Origin of the sequence: Actinomadura miaoliensis (assembly GCF_039536785.1) — a bacterium.
GTDB lineage: Bacteria > Actinomycetota > Actinomycetes > Streptosporangiales > Streptosporangiaceae > Spirillospora > Spirillospora miaoliensis.
The window spans coordinates 802665-822253 of record NZ_BAAAZG010000001.1 but is presented as its reverse complement, the minus strand read 5'-3'; the positions used below and the strand labels follow the sequence as shown (position 1 = coordinate 822253).

The window sequence follows — 19589 nt, the reverse complement described above, 5'->3', positions numbered from 1 at the left end:
GCCGGCGGCGGCGCAGCGCCAGCCGGGCGCCGAGCCCGGCCGCCGCCCCGCACGCCAGGACCGTGCAGGCCAGCGCCAGCACGGCGCTCGGCACCAGGCCCGCCCGCGCCGCCGCGGCCAGCAGGAACGCGGCGGCCGCCAGCGGAAGGGCCGACAGGACGGTGAGGGACAGCAGCGACCAGCCGGCGACGCGGCGGCGGAGCGAGGGGGAGTGCGTGTTCGTCATGCCGCGACGCTAAGAACCGGGAGGCCGCCGGATCGTCCCTCGGCCGGGATCGGGTTCGTCCCCCCGCGGGGGGACACGGCCCCCTCCTCCGGTGCCATTCCGCCGATCCCCGGCCGTCCGTACGCTGACCGTCATGGATGTTCCGCGGCGGTCCCCGCCGCCCGCGCCGCGGCCCGCCGGCCGCCTGCGGCCGGACCGCGGCGCCGACCGCAGGTGGCGCTGGGTCGCGGTCGACGTCCTGGTCGCCTACACGTCGGCGACCATCCCGATCGGCGACTCCGACGTCACCGCTTCGGTGTTCCACGGCCCGCCGGTGGTCCGGGTCGCCGCGGTCGTCTGGTTCGCTGCGATCGCCGGCCGCAGGTTCGCCCCGGCCGCGGCGCTGTGGGGGGCGGCGTGCGCCACCGCCGCCGTGGCGGTGGCGGGGCACCCGCTGACGAACCTGTCGGCGGCGTCCGCCCTGGCGCTGACCATGGTCGCCCAGACGCGTCCGCGCGCCCGGGCCGTCGAGCTGTCGGCGCCGCCCGTGCTGGTGGTCCTCGCCGCGCTGGCGGCCGAGAACGGCGAGGCGCTCGTCCTGGGGGCGGTGCTGCACGGTGTCGCGTGGCTGGTGGGCGCGTCCGCCCGGTCCCGCTGGGAGACCGCGCGCGTGCTGCGCGCGCACGAGGAGGAGCGGGCGGCGGCCATGCGTGAGCGCGCGCTCGCCGACGAGCGTGCGCGCCTGGCGCGCGAGCTTCACGACGCGGTGGGCCACGCCGTCACCGTCATGGTCACCCACGCGGGCGCGGCCCGGCTGGCGCTGGGCGGTGAACGCGCCGACGTCCGGTCGTCCCTGCGCCGCATCGAGGACACCGGACGCGCCGCCATGGCCGACCTCGACCAGGTCCTCGGGCTGCTCGGCGACGCGGGCCCGCCCCCCGGCCTGGCGGACTCGCTGCGGCGCCTCGTCGACGGGTTGCCCGGCGGGCTGCCCGGCGGGCTGACGGCCGAGCTGTCGGTCGACGGCGACGTCGCGGGGCTCGCCGAGCCCGTCCGGCGCGCCGTCTACCGCGCCGCGCAGGAGGCGCTGACCAACGTCGTCCGGCACGCGTCCGCCGCGACCGTGCGGATCAGCCTGTCCCGCGACGGGGAGGACGTCGTGCTGGCGGTGACCGACGACGGAACCGCCGCCCCGCCGGCCGGCGGGCCGCACGTCCCCGGACGCGGCCTGACCGGCATGCGCGACCGCGTGGAACGGCTCGGCGGGACGTGCCGGGCGGGTCCGGCGGCGGGCGGCGGCTGGCGGGTCGACGTCCGCGTCCCCGCCCCGTCCGAGGGGCGGGCCGCGTGATCAGGGTCCTGCTCGCCGACGACGAGGAGCTCATGCGCGGCGGGCTGCGCATGATGCTGCAGACCCAGCCCGACATCACCGTCGCGGGCGAGGCGTCCGACGGCGCCCGGGCCGTGCGGATGGCGCGGGACCTGGCGCCCGACGTGGTGCTGATGGACGTGCGCATGCCGATCATGGACGGCGTGACCGCCACGCGGGAGATCACCGCGCGCGGGCCGCGGCCCCACGTCCTGGTGCTGACCACCTTCGAGCTGGACGAGTACGTCTTCGCCGCCGTCCGCGCCGGGGCCAGCGGGTTCCTGCTCAAGCGCTCCCCGCCGGAGAGGCTGATCGAGGGCGTCCGGACGGTCGCGGCGGGGGAGGGGCTGCTCGGCCCGTCGGTGACCCGGCGGCTGCTGGACGAGTTCGCCCGCACGTCCCCGGCCCCGCCGGACGCGCACACCAGGCGGCGCCTGGACCGGCTCACCGACCGCGAGCGCCAGGTGCTGCTGCTGGTCGCCCGCGGCCTGTCCAACGGCGAGATCTCCCGCGCCCTGCACGTCGGTGAGGCCACGACCAAGACGCACGTCAAACGCATCCTCGCCAAGCTGGACCTGCGCGACCGCATCCAGGCCGTCGTGTTCGCCTACGACCACGGGCTGGTGCGGCCCGACCCGTCCCGGGGCGACTGAGCCGCCCCAGCGGCGCGGCCCGGCGGCCCGCCGGGCCGCGCACAGCCGCGCCGTCCGGCAGTCGGCGGGTGAGCGCGTCGAGGGCGGACGTGACGGCGACGCTGGTACCGGAGGGCTTTCTGCCGTGCGGGAGGATGCCCGTTACAGGGAGCGGACCGGAGCGGGCACGTCCGCGGAGGGGTCGGCGGCGGTGGCCACGGCCCAGAACAGCAGCGCGACCCCGACCGCTCCCGGGTCGGGCTCTCCCTTGACGCGGTCGCCGATGTAACTGGCCCGGCCCATGCGGGCGCGCAGCTCCGCGGTGCGGGCGGCGCCGTCGGCGGCGGCCCGCGCGGCGGCGGCGAACGCGTCGTCCCCGCCCTCGCGCAGCGCGTCGACGGCGGGCGCCAGGGCGTCCACCAGCGTGCGGTCGCCGACCTTCGCCTCGCCGACGCGCTGGATGGCGGCCAGCCCGGCCGCGGCGCCCTCCGCCCAGGCCGACACGCCCGCGCCGGACTCCAGCGCGCGGGCGATCTCGGTGAACAGCAGGCCGAGCAGCGGGCCGCTGGTGCCGCCGACCTCGTCCAGGAACACCGTGCCGAGCACGGTGAACGCCGACCCGCCGGACCGTTCGAACGCGGCGACCGCGTCGCGCAGCCCGCCCCGCAGGTTGTCGCCGAAGTCGCCGTCGCCGCTGTGCCGGTCGAGCGCGGTGAGCTCGGCGTGCGCGTCCTCGGCCGCGGCGGCGTAGCGGCGCAGCACGGCCTCCTGGTCCACGTCGGTGGCGGGCATCAGACGGTCTCCTCGGTGGTCGGGCGGGGGAAGGCGGGCGTGATGGCGGGGGCGGCCCACCAGGTCTTCCACTCGGGCCGCATCCGGGTCAGCGTGATGGAGAACCCCGCCATGTCCAGGGCGGGGACGAACGTGCCGACCAGCGAACCGGTCAGCGCGATCCCGCGCCGCTCCAGGCCGCCGGCGACCAGCTCGTGCAGCCCGTACAGCTCCAGCAGCGTGGTGCCGCCCAGGCCGTTGACGACGGCGACGACCTCGTCCGGCCCCGCCGGGAGGCCCGCGATCACCTCGTCCAGCATCCGGGCCACCAGCTCCTCGGTGGACGGCCGGGGGATCGACCGGGCGGCGCGCTCGCCGTGGATGCCGACCCCGTACTCCAGCTCGCCCTCGGCCAGCTCGAACGACGGCCTGCCGGTGTGCATGGAGGTCTGCGCCCGGGACGCCACGGCCAGGCTGCGGGACGCGCCGGCGAAGGCCGCGCCCAGCTCGGCCAGCTCGTCGATGCCGAGCCCGTCGTCGGCGGCGGCGCCGAGGAGCTTCTCCACCACGACGGTTGCGCCGGTGCCGCGCCGTCCGGTCGCGGTCTCGGCGGACTCGGTGGCCAGGTCGTCGTCCACCAGCACGCGGCGGACCTCGACGCCCTCCAGCCGCAGCCGCTCGGCGGCGATGCCGAAGTTGATGCGGTCGCCGGTGTAGTTCTTCACCACGTGGATCACGCCGCCGGGACCGGCCGCCTTCCGGCTGGCCTCCAGGATCTGCCGGTTGTGCGGGGAGGCGAACACCTTGCCGGGCGCGACCGCGTCGAGCATGCCGCGGCCGAGGAACCCGGCGTGCATCGGCTCGTGACCGGACCCGCCGCCCGACACCAGTCCCACGCGCCGGCCAGGCGCGCGGTGCCGCGCGACCAGGTGGGCGGGGTCCTCGTGCAGCTCGACGAGGTCGGCGTGGGCCCGTGCGAAGCCGCGCAGCGCGGGCGGGACGGGATCACCGTCGGAGGGATGGAAGGGCGTGCTGGACGTCACGGTGCGGTCTCCCCGGGGGCAGGTGGGTGCACATTCTACGGACCACTAATATATCAGACACCACATGTCAAATAATGGCCTGGTCGGCCGTCGCCGCGTCCGGGCGACTAACCTGATGGATCAGACATCTCACACCAGCAGGGAGTCAGCCGTGGCCCCGCGTCCATCCGACAGGCAGTCGCTGGTCGTCGAGTCCATCGCCGGTCAGCTCTACCGGATCCTCTGCGACCGGATCACCACCGGCGTGTACGCGCCCGGCTCCCGGCTGGATCCGCAGGCGGTGGCCGACGAGTTCGGCGTGTCCCGCACCCCGGTACGGGACGCGCTGGCCCGCCTGGAACACGACCAGCTCATCGAGACCCGCCCCCGCTCGGGCACGTTCGTGGCCCGGCCCGGCGTCAACGACGTCCACGAGGTCTGCCAGCTGCGCAAGGGCATCGAGTGGGTGGCCACCGGCATCGCCGCCACCCGCATGCCCGCCGGCCAGATCGCCGACCTGCGCGCCGAGGCCGTCGAGGCGGCCGAGGCGATCGGCAAGGGCGACTTCGGCCCGTTCTTCGCCAGCGCCACGCGGATCCACCGCGAGATCGTGGCCGCCACCGGCAACGAGCGCCTGGTCCGCGCCCGCGCCTCGGTCGAACCGTTCGTCGCCTGGCTGCGCGTCCTCGGCGCGACCGGGCCCCGGCGCGCCGAGGGATCCACCCGCCGCCACCTGCAGATCCTCGACGCCATGGCCGCCCGCGACGTCGCCGCCGCCCAGGAGGCCGCCGCCGTCCACCTGGACGAGGTCGAGGAGTGGACGGTCGCCGACATGCAGTCCCAGGCCATCCCCCTCTGACCGCCCGTCCGCCCGCGTCCCCACCACCAGAGCGGTGGACGGCTACGACGCCGGCACCCTCGCCACGGACGCCAGAACTCCTCCTCTACCGGGTGCCTGCCCGCCGCGCGCGGCAGATCCAGGACGCGTGACGCTCACCTCGCCCACTCATCGGCGGAGGACCGGCGAACGAGAGGGTCACTTGGACGTGAGGCGGCGCCCCAACGCTTCCGCGCCGCGCACGTCCTGACCCGGATCGACGTGGACGATCACCTTCCGGTTGGCCGCCAGGGGAGACAGGTCGATGCCGGGAGCGATTCCCTGAATGTGGAGGTCGGCGAGTTCGGGCAGCGAAGCGAGTGGGCTCAGATCGGAAATCTGTTGGCATCCGCTCAGCCACAACCCCCGCAAACCGGTGAGTCGTGTCAGCGGAGTCAGATCGTGGACTCCCGTATGCCCCAGGCCGAGATATCTGAGGCCGGTGACGTCGGAGAGCGGAGCGATGTCCCGCACTTCCGTGCAACCGCCGAGGCGGAGGTCCGTCAGGGGAAGGGCGGTGAGCGGCGTCAGATCGCTGATCCAGTCGCAGTCGTTCAGGATCAGCCATTTCACCTTGGGTGCCGCGGTGACGACGTCGTGAAGCCGGTTCTGGATCCGCGCGCCGGACAGACCCAGCGAGATCACATCGTCCAGGGGCGGCAATGCGCTGAGGCTCGTCAGGCCGTGGGCGTCGTGCAGTGCGAGTTCGCGGAGCGTGCCGGCATGTCGCCGCAACGCGGAGAAGTCCTCGATCTCCTGGCAGGAGTTGAACCAGATGCTCCGCAGCGGGGGCAGCGCGTCCAGAAAACGAATGTCCTTCTGCCCGGACAGTCCGAGGACGAGTCCCTGGAGGGCGGGTAGTTCGGGCAGGCCGGAGAAATCAGTGCCGGGTTCGCTGGAGATCAGGCTGAGTTTCTCGAGGGATGTTCGATGGGGGTGGAGGAAGTCGAGAACAAGTGGCTCATTGGACAGGACGTAAAGTCCGGAAAGAGGGGCGATCTTGTCGAGGGCGGCCAGTTGCTCGGCGGAGAAGATGACGTCGAGAACGCCGCCGGGAGGCATCTTCGACAGTATTCGTTCGGCGTACTCGGCGGCGTCGAAGAAATTCCAGGCGTCGTTGAGTTCTCGTTGCACTCCCCAACGTGGGTCGGCGGCGTATCGGGAAAGGACGTCCAGGGCTTCGGGGCCGTTGATGAGGGCGGCGGCGTGGACGGTGGCCCTGGCGGAGGTTTCGGAGAGGCCGTCCAGGGTCTCGGGGAGGCGGGCGAGGACGGGTTCGCCGGCCGTGGCGAGGGAGCGGGCGGCGGCCAGGGTGCGGGGCGGGACGAGGGCGTCGATGCAGCGGTCGAGCGCGGCGCGCAGGTCGTCGGGGACCGAGGGAAGCGTCTCCAGGCACGACACGGCCAGGAGTTTCAGGAAGCGGGCGCGTCGCGGCTCGGCCTCGACGCGTTCGAGGATGCCGCCGATCAGTTCGCGGCGCAGCGGCTCGTTGGCGTGTCCGGCGGTCATGATGACGGTTTCGCGCCACTGGTCGCGGTGGGCGTTGCGGATCAGCAGGTCCATGTCGCCGAGGTCGGCGGCCTGCTTGGCGGTGAGGTACTCCTGAACGGTGCGGTGCACGAAGTCGATCCGGCCCGGAACCGGTTCGCGCAGGACGCCGCTTCGCTGGAGAAGCAGATCGAGGACGTCGGCGGCCCGTGCCCGCACGCGCGGCATCGTCCGCAGCCGTTCGGCGATGACGCGTTCGACCATCGGCTTCGGCAGCTCGACGCGCCCGCTGGTCGACAGGTGCCAGGCCAGTTCCTGCAGGATGCGGATCTTCTGGTCGCGTTCGAGGTCGATGGTCTGGGCGCTCGGGATGCCGCGCTTGGCGTCGCGGGTCTCCAGCAGCAGGTCGAGCGCCGCCGCGTACAGCCCCATGCGGTCGCGGGGGAGCGTTTCGCGGTCGAGGTTGAGCGCGCACAGCATCGCGGCCAGCAGGGGACTGGAACCGAGTGTGCGAAGGTGCGGGGCCGCTTCGAGACGGGCGAGCAGCCGCGCCTCGTAGCCCGGCAGGCGCTCCGGCTCACAGGGCAGGTCGGCGCAGTGGCGAACGGCGTCGTGCCAGTGCTCGATCAGGGCCCGCAGGTCGGCGGGGCCGAGCGGCTCCATGAACGCGGTCGCGAACCCCTCGGCGCGCAGCCATGCGGAACCGGCCGCCGCCGGGCGGGACGTGACCACCACCCGCACGCCCGGGAACTGGCCGACCAGATCGCGCAGCCACTGCCGCACGTCGTGACGCTGGTTCGCGGTGACCTCGTCCACCCCGTCCACCAGCAGCAGGGCCCGGCCCGACAGCAGCCGCCGGTGCACCCAGGCGCGCGGCATCAGCCCGGTCAGATGACCGGCGACGCCGTCCACGAACTCCTCCGGCCGGGGCAGGCGCGCACCCGAATAGCTGCGCAGCTTGATGAGGAACGGGACGCAGCCGTTCCAGGACGCCAGGTCGCCGGAGAACTCGCCGCGTGCGGCGGTGACGGCGAGCCAGCGCAGCAGCGTGCTCTTCCCGCCGCCCGCCTCCCCGCGGACGAGCATCAGGCGGTGCTCGCCCAGCGCCGACTCGACGCGGACGGCACCGGCCTCCCGGTCGACGATCCGCCATTCGCTCACCGGCACCGCGCCATGGTGGGCCTTGCGCCGGTCCGCGTTGTCCTCCCGCAGGACGTTCAGGCTGATGTAGGCGACGCTCAGCTTCGTCTGCGGGCGGCTGAAACGCTCGAAACGGACACCGAACAGCTCGAGCGTGTCGAGGCTGTCACTGATCGAGGTTAGGTAGCGGCGCGTCCACTCCTCGTCGTCGGACTCGCCCTCCGGCGCGACGAGGGAGCGCGCGGGGAGCCGGGCCAGGACGGCGGTCACCTGGTCGGCCAGGCCGGAGAGCCGGGCCAGCGTCTCGGCCGACGCGCGCGGCCCGAACTGCGGCAGGTGGACGATGATGCGCGCCAGGCAGTCGCAGCACTCGTCCAGCACCACCTCGTACAGGCGGGCGCCCGCCTCGCCGAGCTGGAACCCGGCCTGCCGGGCGGGCAGCGTGGCGCGCAGGGCGCGGGCGAGCCGCACCGGATCGGCGTCGACGGACAGCAGCGCCTCGTCCGACAGGTCGGCGCGCTCCAGCGTCAGCACCACCTGGTGCAGGACCGCCTCACGGTCGCCGTCGGTGAGGCCGCCGAACTCCTGGCGGCAGTAGGTCATCAGCCGTTCGCCGACCGAGTCGGCGATCTCCTCGAACTGGCGCCGCGCCCGGCGCCGCCGGATCTCGTCGGGAAAGCCGAGCCTGATCAGGTCGACCAGGTCCTGCCCCTGCGCCTTGCGGTCGGCGCGTCCGGCCACCAGGCGCCCCACGGCGAGCTGCACCACCGACCTGCCGACGCCCAGCGCGACGCCTTCGACGGACACGGCACCCCCAATTCACTTGAAGGCACCAGTATCCCGGCAACCCGCCGCGATCGAGAGCCACCCGTCACCGTTCCGCCCGATTCGTGCCCGGCCGGGCGGCCGGCGGCCGGTGCGGTGGGGAGGCCGCCGGTGTTCTAGGCGTCGCCGTCGTGTTCTCGGGGCGGGGCGGCGTTCGTCTTCGCGTCATGGGGCGGGACCTCGGCGGCCGCCTGTGCCGTGGACGAGGCGTGCAGCGGCAGGCGCAGCACCATGCGGGTTCCGCTCGCGGTGTCGGCGATGTTCAGGGAGCCGCCGTGGGCGCGGGCGATCTCACGGGCGATCGGCAGGCCCAGGCCCGTGCCCGCGGGATCGCGGTGGCGGGCGTCGTGGCGCCGGTAGAAGCGGCGGAAGACCTCCTCGCGTTCCGGCGCGGGGATCCCCGGTCCGTCATCGCTGACCTGCAGGACGGCATGGTCGCCGTCGGCGGCGACCGTCACCTCGACCCGGGAGCCGGCGTGGCGTTCGGCGTTGGCCATCAGGTTGCCCAGCAGGCGGGCCAGCCGGACCGAGGAGCCGTTCACCACGACTCCGGGCTGCAGGCGGACGTTGAGGACGATCACGGGCGTGCGGTGGGCGAGGTCGGTCTCGACCAGGCGGGCCAGGTCGACGGGTTCGGCGGGGAGCTGGACGTCCCCGTCGAGCCGGGCGAGTTCGAGCAGGTCGGCGACGATGTCGCCGAGCCTTTCGACGTCGCGCAGGGCCGCGCGCAGAGCCTCGTGGGGATCGGCCGCGGGGTCGGCGAGGGCCGCCTCCAGCCGCGTCAGCAGGCCGGTGATCGGGGCTCGCAGGTCGTGGGAGGTGTCGCTGACGGCCTGCCGCTGCCGCTCCATGGCCTGCCGCAGCGCCCGGACGGTCCGCCGTTCCTCGGTGTAGGCGTGGCACAGATCCGAGTTGAGTTCGTGCGGCTCACGGGCCGGGGCCCGCGGTTCGGTCCCGGCCGCCCGCCCGTCCGCGGCCGCCGGGGCGCCGGACCGGGGGGTGATCTCCGCCACGCAGTGGACGATCCCGGTGACCTCGCCGTCCGGGCTGAGCATCGGCGCGTTGAGGGTGCTCCAGTACCGCTCCTGGAGGACTCCCGGCCGTCCGGGGGCCTCCAGGGCGAAGCACCGCGTCGCCATGACGTCGGTCCGGCCCTCGGCCAGCACCCGGTCCAGCGAGGCCCGCAGCTCGCCCGCGCCGTGCCCGGAGGACCCGCCGAGGAAGATCGTGAACAGGCTCCGCCCGACCAGCTCGTCGCGAGAGCGTCCCGACATCCGCTGGTAGGCGCGGTTCACGGTGACGAACACCGCGTCGGGCGACAGCACGGCGGCGGGGACGGGGAGCACGTCGAACGGCTGCGCGGGATCCGGGGCGGCCGTCATCGTCGATCACAGGTGGTGAGGGAGGAGGAGCTCGGCGGGGAAGGGGGCGAAGTAGGTCTGCCGGGACAGGAAGCCGAGCTCTTCGCCCGCCGCGTGGTGGCGCAGCAGGGCGGTCGGGACGCCGCGCGCCTCACCGCGGCGGTACGAGTCGATCGCGGTGAGGATGTCGTGGCGGCGTGTGGGGTCGAGGCGGTCGCTGAGGAAGCCCAGCAGGTGCAGGAGCGCGTTGACGTGGCGGCCGGGGGTGGTGCGGGCGGCGAGCGCGGCGGTGAACGCGCGGCGGTACTCGGCCTCCAGTTCGGTGGGGTCGCGGGCCCCGGCCCGCGCGACGATCCGTCCCGTCCGGCGGTAGGCGGCGGGGTCGTGCGCGAGGAGCTGCATCTTGTGCCTGCTGTGGAACGCCACCAGGTCGCGGGCGCGCCAGTCGCCGGCGAAGAACTCACGCAGCCGGGCCTGGGCGAAGACGCGTTCGAGGAAGTGCTCGCGCAGCAGCGGGTCGTTGAGCCGGCCGTCCTCCTCGGCGGGCAGGCCCGGGAGCGCCTCGGCGACGAGGGCGGCGAACAGGCCGCGGCCGCGGCGGTCCGCCGGCCAGCCGCCGGGGGGTTCTCCCGGACGGCCGGGCGCGTAGCGCGGCAGCCCGAACAGCCCGCAGCTGGGGGAACGCGACTTGAGCACGTAGCCGTCGAGCCGGTCCAGCTCGGGAACGCGGTCGCGGGCGAGCCGCACCATGGCCGCGGTGTGGTCGGCGGTCCCGTCCCTGGCGACGAGCGCGCCGTCCGTGCGCAGGCGCACCGGGGCGCGCGGCGCGCCCAGGCCGATCTCCATCTCCGGGCAGATCGGTACCCAGTCGACGTGGAGGGACAGCGGGCCGGTGAGGAACCAGTCGCGGCTGTCGCCGCCGTTGTAGCGGACGGCGGCGCCGAGCAGGCAGCTGGACACCGCGAGCCGTGGCCGCGGCTGTGCCGGCACGCTCTCGCGCCGTTGGGCGGCGTCCGTGTCGCAGGACGTCCGTGCTGCCGGGAACATGGGCACCATCTCCGACGAATCGCTTCAAAACTTGTTCATAGTCGGAGAGTCGCCCCATAAACAACCGCAAACCGGTAAAAGGCGTATAAAACCGGATTAGTGGGACGTTGCGGTGAGTTCGGCGACCGCCTCGGCGAGGGTGGTCACGAACCCGACGGTGCGCGGCAACCGGGGCCGCGCCCAGCCCGGACCGCCCGCCAGGGCCCGCAGCGGCGGACGCGTCCTCGGCAGGTCCGCCAGCCAGGCGGGGTCCCCGGTCGCGCCGGTCTGCGACCAGACGAACACCGCGTGCGGGCCCACCCGGTCGATCGCGGCGTACAGCGCCCCCGCCGGTACGCGCGCGCCGAGCGCGACGGCCGGGGCGCCCGCCTCGGCGAGCGCGGCGGCCAGCGCGTGCACCGGCAGGCTGTGCTGCTCGTCGGGGGCGCACGCGAGCAGGGCGGCGCGGCCGTCGGGCGGCCGCCGCGCGGGCACCTCGGCCAGGCAGCGCAGCACCACCTCCGACAGCAGGTGCTCCATCTCCACGCAGCCGCCGGTCGCCGCGTGCTTGCGGCCGATCCCGACCAGGACCGGGACGAGCAGCCCGTCCCACGCGCGTACCACACCGTCCCGGCGCAGCGCGGACCGGACGGCGGCGCTCATCGCGCCCTCGTCCATCGCCATCACCGCCCGCGCCAGGCCCCGCACCCGCGCGGTCCGCTCGCCGTCGCGTTCGGCGGGCGCTCCCGTCCCCGTCAACGGCAGGCGGTGGCCGCCCGCGCCGTGCGCGCGCGGCGGCGCGGGCTCGCCGGGCGGCACCCCCAGGGCGGTCCGCGCGGCCTCACCCGGCGGGGCGCCGGCCAGGATCAGCCGCCGCATGACCTCCAGCCGTGCCAGGTCCGCCGGCGTGTAGCGCCGGTGACCGCCCGGGCTGCGTCCGCTGGGACCGATGCCGTAGCGGCGGTCCCAGGTGCGCAGGGTGGAGGCGGCCACGCCCAGGCGTCGTGCCACCGCGCCCACGCCGAGGCCGGCCTCCCGTGCCGTAGGCTCGCCCATGCTTCACCCCCCACGCGGCCCTGGACCGGAGAACGTGACTGCACCGGGGTCCTCTGAAACATCCTGCCTGGTCGCGGCGCGTGGAAAGACCGAACGGGGCCGCCGGGCGTCAGGCAGCGGGCGGCAGGCCCAGGGAGCGGGCGATGAGCATGCGCTGGACCTCGGAGGTGCCCTCGCCCACTTCGAGGATCTTCGCGTCCCGGTAGAAGCGGCCCACGGCGTACTCGTTCATGAAGCCGTAGCCGCCGAAGATCTGGGTGGCGTCGCGCGCGTTGTCCATGGCGGCGTTGGAGGCGACCAGCTTGGCGATGGACGCCTCCTTCTTGAACGGCTGCCCCGCCAGCATGCGGGCCGCGGCGGCGTAGTAGGCCAGGCGGGCGGTGTGCGCCCGGGTCTCCATGTCGGCGATCTTGAACTGGACGGCCTGGTAGCGGCCGATCTCACGGCCGAAGGCGACGCGTTCGCGGACGTAGCGCAGGCACTCGTCCACGCAGCCCTGGGCCAGGCCGACCGACAGCGCGGCGATGGCGATGCGGCCCTCGTCCAGGATGCGCAGGAACTGGGCGTAGCCGCGGCCGCGCTCGCCGACCAGGTTCTCGGCGGGCACCCGGACGTCGTCGAACGCCAGTTCGCGGGTGTCGGACGCCGACCAGCCGACCTTGGAGTACTTGCGGCCGACGGTGAAGCCGGGCGTGCCGTTCGGGACGATGATCGTCGAGATCTCGTTCTCGCCGGTCAGCGCGGTGACGGTGACGAACGCGGTGATGTCGGTGCCGGAGTTGGTGATGAACGACTTGGACCCGTTGAGCACCCAGTGGTCGCCGTCCAGGCGGGCGGTGGTGCGCATGCCGCCGGGGACGTCGGAGCCGCCGCCCGGTTCGGTCAGCCCGAAGGCGGCGAGCTTCTCGCCGGACGTCAGCACCGGCAGCCACCGCTCCTTCTGCGCCTGGGAGCCGAAACGGTAGATGGGCATGGCGCCCAGGGACACCCCGGCCTCCAGGGTGATGGCCACCGAGGAGTCGACGCGGGCCAGTTCCTCAAGGGCGAGGCAGAGGGTGAAGTAGTCGCCGCCCATGCCGCCGTACTCCTCGGGGAACGGCAGGCCGAACAGGCCCATCTTGCCCATCGCGGCGACGATCTCGTACGGGAACTCGCCCCGCTCGTACAGGTCGCCGATCACCGGCGCGACGGACTCGCGGGCGAACCGCTCGACGGTGCGGCGCAGCTCCTCCTGCTCGTCGGTGAGCGTGAAGTCGATCATTACTGCTCCTTGGGTGACAGGGCCTCGACGACGCGGGAGGGACTGGGACGGCCGAGGCGCTCGGCCATCCAGCGGCTGGTGGCGGCGAGGGCGTCCAGGTCGACGCCGGTGTCGATGCCGAGGCCGTGCAGCATCCACACCAGGTCCTCGGTGGCCAGGTTGCCGGTGGCGCTCTCGGCGAACGGGCAGCCGCCGATGCCGCCGGCGGAGGCGTCCACCGTGGTGACACCGGCCCGCAGGGCGGCCAGCGTGTTGGCCAGGGCCTGGCCGTAGGTGTCATGGAAGTGCACCGCGAGCCGGTCGACGCCGATCCCCGCGGCGACCAGGGCCTCGATCAGCGCGGTGACCTGGCCGGGCGTGCCGACGCCGATGGTGTCGCCGATGCTGAGCTGCGCGCAGCCGAGGTCCATCATGCGGGTCGCGACGCGGACCACCTGGTCGATCGGCACGTCGCCCTCCCACGGGTCGCCGCACGCCATCGACACGTAGGCGCGCACCCACAGGCCCTCGGCGAGGGCGCGCTCGACGACGGGCGCGAACATCGCGATCGACTCGTCGACGGTGCGGTTGAGGTTGCGCCGGGCGAACGACTCGGTGGCACTGCCGAAGATCGCTATCTCGGTGACACCGTTGCGCAGCGCCCGCTCCAGGCCCCGCTCGTTGGGCACCAGGACGGGGCGGCGCACTCCCGGGGACGGGGGCAGGGCGCCCAGCAGCTCCTCGGCGTCGGCCAGCTGCGGCACCCACTTGGGGTGGACGAAGCTGGTCGTCTCGATCGTGCGCAGGCCGGCGTCGGCGAGCCGCGTGACGAACTCGGCCTTGACGTCCGCCGGGACGATCGTCTTCTCGTTCTGCAGCCCGTCGCGCGGTCCGACCTCGTAGATCGTGACCCGGTCGGGCAGGCCGTCCAGCGGCACCCGCATCGTCATGCCTCCTCGATGACGGCCAGCACCGCGTCCAGGGCGACCTGCGCGCCCGCGCGGACCGGCAGGTTCGTCACCGTGCCGGCGACCGGCGCGGTCACGGTGTGCTCCATCTTCATCGCCTCCACCACCAGCAGCGGCTGGCCCGCGTCGACCCGCTCGCCCTCGCTCGCCTTGACGGCCAGGACGGTGCCGGGCATCGGGCTGCGGACGACGCCGTCCCCGGCCGCCGACGCGCCGCCCCCGGCCTCGGCGCGCACGTGCTCGGTCAGCGCCCAGGCGTGCCCGTCGCGGCCCAGCCAGAGCGTGTCGCCGTCACGGGCGTGCCGGTACGTCAGCGTGCGGTCGCCGTAGGCGAGCGTCAGCGTCCGGCCGTCGCGCTTCAGGGACGCGCGGACGGGCGCGGCGTCGTCGATCGAGACGAGCGCGTCATGGGCGCGGCCCTGAACGCGCACCTCCACGGGGTCGCCGCCGGACGGGGTGATGATCCACGGGGTCCAGGCGGGGGCGCCGGGACGCCAGCCGTCCGGGATCGCCCACGGGTCGGCGTCGTCGCGCGGTTCCAGGGCGAGCATGCGTTCCAGCGCGGCGGCGGCCAGGACCTCGCCGGGAACGGAGCCGCCCGCCGTCAGGTCGGTCAGCGAACGTTCGACCAGGCCCGTGTCGAGGCGGCCCGCCGCCACGTCCGGGTGCCTGAGCAGCGCCCGCAGGAACGCCACGTTGGTGGGGACGCCGAGCAGCGTGTACGACGCGAGGGCGCGGTCCAGGCTCCGCAGGGCGGCGGTGCGGTCGGCGCCCCAGGCGATCACCTTGGCGAGCATCGGGTCGTACGAGCCGCCGACCTCGTCGCCCTCCTCCAGGCCCGAGTCGACGCGCGTGCCGGACGGCTCGTCCAGGAGCAGCACCCGGCCGCCCGTGGGCAGGAAGCCGCGCGCCGGGTCCTCGGCGTAGACGCGCGCCTCGACGGCGTGGCCGTTCAGGCTCACCTCGTCCTGGGTGAGGGGGAGCGGCTCCCCGGCGGCGACGCGCAGTTGCAGTTCCACCAGGTCGAGGCCGGTGACCAGTTCGGTGACGGGGTGCTCGACCTGCAGCCGGGTGTTCATCTCCATGAAGAAGAACTCGCCGGGACGGTCGGCCGACACGATGTACTCCACCGTCCCGGCGCCGGTGTAGCCGACGGCCTCGGCCGCCGCGACGGCCGCCGCGCCCATGCGTTCGCGGGTGGCCGCGTCCAGCAGCGGGGACGGCGCCTCCTCCACGATCTTCTGGTGCCGGCGTTGCAGGCTGCACTCGCGCTCGCCCAGGTGGACGGCGTTTCCGTGGGCGTCGGCGAACACCTGGATCTCGATGTGCCGGGGGTTGCCGACGAACCGCTCCACCAGGAGGGTGTCGTCGCCGAACGCCGCGCGGGCCTCGCGGCGGGCGGCGGCGATCGCGTCGGGCAGGTCGGGCGCCTCGCGGACGAGCCGCATGCCCTTGCCGCCGCCGCCCGCCGACGGCTTGAGCAGCACGGGCAGGCCCACGTCCAGCGCGGCGTCGACGAGTTCCTCGTCCGACAGGCCCGGCTCGTCCCGGCCCGGCACGACCGGCACCCCCGCCGCCGCGACGGTGCGCTTGGCGCGGATCTTGTCGCCCATCGCCTCGATCGCCGCGGCGGGCGGGCCGACGAACACCAGCCCGGCGGCCGCGCAGGCGCGGGCGAAGCCGGCGTTCTCGGCCAGGAAGCCGTACCCGGGATGCACGGCCTCGGCGCCGGCCGCGCGGGCCGCCGCGACCACCGCGTCCACGTCCAGATACGACGGGATCCGCACCGCCTCGTCCGCCTCCCGGACGTGCCGCGCGCCCGCGTCGGCGTCGGTGTGCACGGCGACCGAGCGGACGCCCAGCCGCCGCAGCGTGCGGAACACCCGGACCGCGATCTCGCCGCGGTTGGCCACCAGAACGCTCTCGAACATCACGGCCTCACATCCGGAAGACGCCGTAGCCGACGGGTTCCAGCGGCGCGTTCGCCGCCGCGGACAGCGCGAGTCCCAGCACCCGGCGGGTGTCCAGCGGGTCGATCACGCCGTCGTCCCACAGCCGCGCCGTGGAGTAGTACGGGTTGCCCTGCTCCTCGTACTGCTCGCGAATCGGCGCCTTGAACTTCTCCTCCGCCTCGTCCGGCCACCGCTCGCCGCGCGCCTCCAGCTGGTCGCGGCGGACGGTGGCCAGCACGCTGGCGGCCTGCTCCCCGCCCATCACCGAGATCCGCGCGTTCGGCCACATCCACAGGAAACGGGGGGAGTACGCCCGGCCGCACATCGCGTAGTTGCCCGCGCCGAACGAACCGCCGATCACGACGGTGAACTTGGGGACGCGGGCGCACGCCACGGCGGTGACCATCTTGGCGCCGTGCTTGGCGATGCCGCCCGACTCGTACTGCCGGCCCACCATGAACCCGGTGATGTTCTGCAGGAACAGCAGCGGCACCGAGCGGCGGTCGCACAGCTCGATGAAGTGCGCGCCCTTGAGCGCCGACTCGCCGAACAGGATGCCGTTGTTGGCCACGACGCCGACCGGATGGCCGTGGACGCGGGCGAAGCCGGTCACCAGCGTGGTGCCGTACTCCTTCTTGAACTCCTGGAACCGGCTGCCGTCCACGATCCGCGCGATCACCTCGCGCACGTCGTAGGGGGTGCGCGGGTCGGGCGGCACGACCCCGTACAGCTCGCCGGGGTCGGCGGCGGGCGGCTCGGGCCGCGTCACGTCCCAGGGGCGCGGCTCGCGCGGGCCGAGCGTCGCCACGATGTCGCGGACGATCGCCAGCGCGTGCGCGTCGTCCTCGGCCAGGTGGTCGGTCACGCCGGAGGTGCGGGCGTGCAGCTCCCCGCCGCCCAGCTCCTCGGCGGTGACGACCTCGCCGGTCGCGGCCTTCACCAGCGGCGGGCCGCCCAGGAAGATCGTGCCCTGGCCGCGGACGATCACCGCCTCGTCGCTCATCGCCGGGACGTACGCGCCGCCCGCGGTGCACGAGCCGAGCACGGCGGCGATCTGCGGGATGCTCCGCGCCGACATGGTCGCCTGGTTGTAGAAGATCCGGCCGAAGTGCTCGCGGTCGGGGAACACCTCGTCCTGGCGGGGCAGGAACGCGCCGCCCGAGTCGACCAGGTAGACGCAGGGCAGCCGGTTGTGCAGCGCCACCTCCTGCGCCCGCAGGTGCTTCTTGACCGTCATCGGGTAGTAGGTGCCGCCCTTGACGGTGGCGTCGTTGGCGACGACCACGCACTCGCGGCCCGAGATCCGCCCGACCCCGGTGATGATCCCGGCGCCGGGGGCCTCGTCGTCGTACATGCCGTGGGCGGCCAGCGGCGACAGCTCCAGGAACGGCGATCCCGGGTCGAGCAGGGCGTCCACCCGGTCGCGCGGCAGCAGCTTGCCGCGCGCCACGTGCCGTTCGCGGGCGCGCTCGGGACCGCCGCGCCCGGCCCGGTCGATGCGGTCGCGCAGCTCGGCGACCAGCGCCGCGTTGTGCTCGGCGTTGGCCTTGAACGCCGGGTCCGCCGGGTCGGCGCGGGTGGGCAGTACAGGTCCGGCCATCAGTCGCGTCCTCGTCGTGTTAATGACCGTTAACAACGCCGATGTTAATACTCATTAACATCGGACGTCCACCCCCCTACACTTCCCTCATGACCTCGGAACCCGTGCGCCCCGCGGGCGGCCGGGCGACGGTGACCTCCCCGCGCCGGGCGGAGATCCTGGCCGCGGCCGCCGAACTGTTCGCCCGGCGCGGCTTCCACGGCGCCTCCATCGGCGACGTCGGCCGGGCGGTCGGGCTCACCGGCCCCGCCCTCTACCGGCACTTCCGCGGCAAGGAGGCGGTGCTGGCCGAGATGCTGCTCGACATCAGCGAGCGGCTGCGGGCCGAGGGCGTGCGGCGCGCCGCCGACCCCGACCCCGCCCGGGCCCTGGACGCCCTGCTGCGCTGGCACATCGCGTTCGCCCTCGACAACCCGGCGCTGATCACCGTCCACGAACGCGAGCTGGACAACGTGCCCGAGCCGCAGCGCCACCAGATCCGCCGCCTGCAGCGCGCGTACGTGGAGGAGTGGGTCGGCGTGCTGCGCCGCATGCGTCCCGACGCCCCGCCCCCCGAGGACCGCGCACGCGCCGCCGTGCACGCCTGCTTCGGCCTGCTCAACTCCACCCCCTACAGCGCCGCGGCCGTGGACCGCTCCGCGATGGGCGACCTGCTGTACGCGATGGCGCGCGCCGCCCTCCACCAGGTCTCCTAGCGGCCCTGGGAAGTCGTACCCGTGGGCGTTGAACGGCGCGGGCGGGCGGTGCGTACGACTGGGCATGACGGACCAGAAGGTGGCGCCCCTCGGTAACGGTTCGGCTGACGGTCGTCGCAGGGCGGCGCACGCGTCGACGTCCCCGGACGACGACGCCCGGCCGGAGACGCCGACCGACGTCAAGGTGGCCGGCGCCGACTGGTCCGAGCGCGCCGGACGGTCCCCCGTGCGGACGGCGGCGCGGGCGGCGAACTCCATCGAGGTGTGGCCGTGCGCCAACTGCGGCAGGCCCGTCCCGCAGCCGGTGCCCGGCACCTGGTCGGTGCGCTACTGCCAGGACGGCGACGGGGCGTGCGCCGCCGAGGCCCGCCGGCGCCGCGAACGCGGCCGCGACACCCCGGGGCTGACCGGGCAGGTCGCCTGGGCCTGGGAGATCGTCGAACGGATGGAGGAGGCCGTCGGGCGGCTGGCCGGTTCGCTGGCCTCCGAGCTGAGCGTCGCCGGGGTGGAACGGCGCATCGCCGACGCCGACGCCGAGGCCGCCGCCCGCATCGCGGTCGCGCAGAAGGAACGCGACGCCTCCCAGCGGCAGGCCGAGGCCGCCTGGCGGCAGGCCGCCGCCGCCCAGGAGCGGATGGAGGCCGCCGAACGCGAGGCCGCCGCCGCCCGCGAGGAGACCGACCGCGTCGCCGCCGAACGCGACGCCGCGCGCCGCGAGGCCGCCGAGGCCCGCGAGGCCGCCGAGCGGTCCGCCGCCGCCGGGCTCGCCGCCGAGCACGAACGCGACCGCGTCGTCGAGCGCGAGAGCGAGCTGCTGGCGGCGCTGGAGTCGGCCCGTGCCGAGCTGGTCACCCTGCACTCGCGGCTGTCGGACTCGGAGACGATCGTGGAGGGCCAGCGGATCGAGGCCGCCGCCGCCCGCCGCGCCGCCGACGACCTGCGCGCCGCCCTCCACGAGGCCGAGACCAAACGCGGGCAGGCCGTGGCCGACCGCGACCAGATGCAGGCGCGCCTGCACGAGTGTGAACAGCAGAACTGGCAGCTGTCGCGCACCGTCGACGAGCTGCGCGCCGCGCTGACCGCGCTGACCGGCGAACGCGACGCGGCCCGCGCCGAGGCCGAACGCGCCCGCCGCCAGATCGACGCGCTGACCGGCTCCGCCGTCCCGGACGCCCCCGCCGGCCGAACCGCCGGCGGTCGCCCGGTGAACGGCACCCGACCCGCCGCCGAGCCGGAACCGCCCACCGGGCTGCACTCCCTGAACGGATTCCGGCTTCCCCACGCGGGCTGAACGACGAGGAGGAGGTGAGGCCCCTACCGCAGAGCACTGGCCCTGTCAGACCGGCCGCCGCGCCGTACCGG

16 protein-coding genes are annotated in these 19589 nt (G+C 74.5%); 5 read left to right on the top strand and 11 right to left on the bottom strand.

Going from position 1 to position 19589, the window contains the following annotated elements:
- A partial coding sequence (locus tag ABD811_RS03775) for a hypothetical protein (RefSeq protein WP_344940689.1) occupies positions 1 to 226 on the bottom strand: 226 nt, incomplete at its 3' end.
- Positions 227 to 359: 133 nt separating this feature from the next.
- On the opposite strand from ABD811_RS03775, the gene ABD811_RS03770 reads away from it, so the two are divergent.
- Both ABD811_RS03770 and ABD811_RS03765 read left to right on the top strand, forming a co-directional pair.
- Positions 360 to 1556: a sensor histidine kinase gene (locus ABD811_RS03770; RefSeq protein ID WP_344940685.1), complete on the top strand. Its 1197-nt coding sequence runs from the start codon at positions 360 to 362 to the stop codon at positions 1554 to 1556.
- Positions 1553 to 2227, top strand: coding sequence for a response regulator transcription factor (locus ABD811_RS03765; protein WP_344940681.1), 675 nt, complete (start codon positions 1553 to 1555; stop codon positions 2225 to 2227). The genes ABD811_RS03770 and ABD811_RS03765 overlap by 4 nt, the downstream gene beginning before the upstream one ends.
- Before the next feature lie 141 nt (positions 2228 to 2368).
- Here ABD811_RS03765 and ABD811_RS03760 read toward each other — a convergent pair whose 3' ends face one another.
- Positions 2369 to 2998 carry a DAK2 domain-containing protein gene (locus tag ABD811_RS03760; protein ID WP_344940678.1) on the bottom strand — a complete coding sequence of 210 codons (630 nt, stop codon included), beginning with the start codon at positions 2996 to 2998 and terminating at the stop codon, positions 2369 to 2371.
- Positions 2998 to 4020, bottom strand: a complete 1023-nt coding sequence (locus ABD811_RS03755) for a dihydroxyacetone kinase subunit DhaK (RefSeq protein WP_344940675.1) — start codon at positions 4018 to 4020, stop codon at positions 2998 to 3000. The genes ABD811_RS03760 and ABD811_RS03755 overlap by 1 nt, the downstream gene beginning before the upstream one ends.
- Before the next feature lie 151 nt (positions 4021 to 4171).
- Between ABD811_RS03755 and ABD811_RS03750 the strand changes: the two genes are divergently transcribed.
- Positions 4172 to 4858, top strand: a complete 687-nt coding sequence (locus ABD811_RS03750) for a GntR family transcriptional regulator (RefSeq protein WP_344940672.1) — start codon at positions 4172 to 4174, stop codon at positions 4856 to 4858.
- Between the two features lie 177 nt (positions 4859 to 5035).
- Here ABD811_RS03750 and ABD811_RS03745 read toward each other — a convergent pair whose 3' ends face one another.
- From ABD811_RS03745 to ABD811_RS03710, 8 genes are all read right to left on the bottom strand, one after another.
- Entirely contained in the window at positions 5036 to 8311 is a 3276-nt protein-coding gene (locus ABD811_RS03745) for an NACHT domain-containing protein (RefSeq protein WP_344940669.1), read from the bottom strand.
- 134 nt (positions 8312 to 8445) lie between these two features.
- Positions 8446 to 9711 carry an ATP-binding protein gene (locus tag ABD811_RS03740; protein WP_344940666.1) on the bottom strand — a complete coding sequence of 422 codons (1266 nt, stop codon included), beginning with the start codon at positions 9709 to 9711 and terminating at the stop codon, positions 8446 to 8448.
- A 6-nt stretch (positions 9712 to 9717) separates the two neighbouring features.
- A complete protein-coding gene (locus ABD811_RS03735) occupies positions 9718 to 10737 on the bottom strand; it encodes a YbgA family protein (RefSeq protein WP_344940664.1) in 1020 nt (339 codons plus the stop codon).
- 96 nt (positions 10738 to 10833) lie between these two features.
- Positions 10834 to 11772 (bottom strand): MerR family transcriptional regulator, encoded by a 939-nt coding sequence (locus ABD811_RS03730; RefSeq protein ID WP_344940661.1) that lies wholly within the window; start codon positions 11770 to 11772, stop codon positions 10834 to 10836.
- Positions 11773 to 11881: 109 nt separating this feature from the next.
- Positions 11882 to 13033 carry an acyl-CoA dehydrogenase family protein gene (locus ABD811_RS03725; RefSeq protein ID WP_344940658.1) on the bottom strand — a complete coding sequence of 384 codons (1152 nt, stop codon included), beginning with the start codon at positions 13031 to 13033 and terminating at the stop codon, positions 11882 to 11884.
- Positions 13033 to 13956: a hydroxymethylglutaryl-CoA lyase gene (locus tag ABD811_RS03720; RefSeq protein ID WP_344941067.1), complete on the bottom strand. Its 924-nt coding sequence runs from the start codon at positions 13954 to 13956 to the stop codon at positions 13033 to 13035. Before ABD811_RS03720 ends, ABD811_RS03725 begins: the two co-directional genes overlap by 1 nt.
- A gap of 2 nt (positions 13957 to 13958) precedes the next feature.
- Positions 13959 to 15911, bottom strand: coding sequence for an acetyl/propionyl/methylcrotonyl-CoA carboxylase subunit alpha (locus tag ABD811_RS03715; protein WP_344940656.1), 1953 nt, complete (start codon positions 15909 to 15911; stop codon positions 13959 to 13961).
- A gap of 7 nt (positions 15912 to 15918) precedes the next feature.
- The gene (locus ABD811_RS03710) at positions 15919 to 17532 is read right to left on the bottom strand and encodes a carboxyl transferase domain-containing protein (RefSeq protein WP_344940653.1); all 1614 of its coding nucleotides are present in this window, start codon (positions 17530 to 17532) and stop codon (positions 15919 to 15921) included.
- 89 nt (positions 17533 to 17621) lie between these two features.
- On the opposite strand from ABD811_RS03710, the gene ABD811_RS03705 reads away from it, so the two are divergent.
- Together ABD811_RS03705 and ABD811_RS03700 are read left to right on the top strand one after the other, a co-directional pair.
- Complete coding sequence (locus ABD811_RS03705; protein WP_344940650.1) at positions 17622 to 18227, top strand: SACE_7040 family transcriptional regulator; 606 nt, start codon at positions 17622 to 17624, stop codon at positions 18225 to 18227.
- 64 nt (positions 18228 to 18291) lie between these two features.
- A complete protein-coding gene (locus ABD811_RS03700; protein WP_344940647.1) occupies positions 18292 to 19518 on the top strand; it encodes a chromosome segregation ATPase in 1227 nt (408 codons plus the stop codon).
- Positions 19519 to 19589: the final 71 nt, after the last annotated feature.

Coding starts and splice junctions, on each gene's coding strand:
- ABD811_RS03770 (WP_344940685.1), top strand. CDS start 360: ATGGATGTTCCGCGGCGGTCCCCGCCGCCCGCGCCGCGGCCCGCCGGC.
- ABD811_RS03760 (WP_344940678.1), bottom strand. CDS start 2,998: ATGCCCGCCACCGACGTGGACCAGGAGGCCGTGCTGCGCCGCTACGCC.
- ABD811_RS03740 (WP_344940666.1), bottom strand. CDS start 9,711: ATGACGGCCGCCCCGGATCCCGCGCAGCCGTTCGACGTGCTCCCCGTC.
- ABD811_RS03735 (WP_344940664.1), bottom strand. CDS start 10,737: ATGTTCCCGGCAGCACGGACGTCCTGCGACACGGACGCCGCCCAACGG.
- ABD811_RS03730 (WP_344940661.1), bottom strand. CDS start 11,772: ATGGGCGAGCCTACGGCACGGGAGGCCGGCCTCGGCGTGGGCGCGGTG.
- ABD811_RS03725 (WP_344940658.1), bottom strand. CDS start 13,033: ATGATCGACTTCACGCTCACCGACGAGCAGGAGGAGCTGCGCCGCACC.
- ABD811_RS03720 (WP_344941067.1), bottom strand. CDS start 13,956: ATGCGGGTGCCGCTGGACGGCCTGCCCGACCGGGTCACGATCTACGAG.
- ABD811_RS03715 (WP_344940656.1), bottom strand. CDS start 15,911: ATGTTCGAGAGCGTTCTGGTGGCCAACCGCGGCGAGATCGCGGTCCGG.
- ABD811_RS03710 (WP_344940653.1), bottom strand. CDS start 17,532: ATGGCCGGACCTGTACTGCCCACCCGCGCCGACCCGGCGGACCCGGCG.
- ABD811_RS03705 (WP_344940650.1), top strand. CDS start 17,622: ATGACCTCGGAACCCGTGCGCCCCGCGGGCGGCCGGGCGACGGTGACC.
- ABD811_RS03700 (WP_344940647.1), top strand. CDS start 18,292: ATGACGGACCAGAAGGTGGCGCCCCTCGGTAACGGTTCGGCTGACGGT.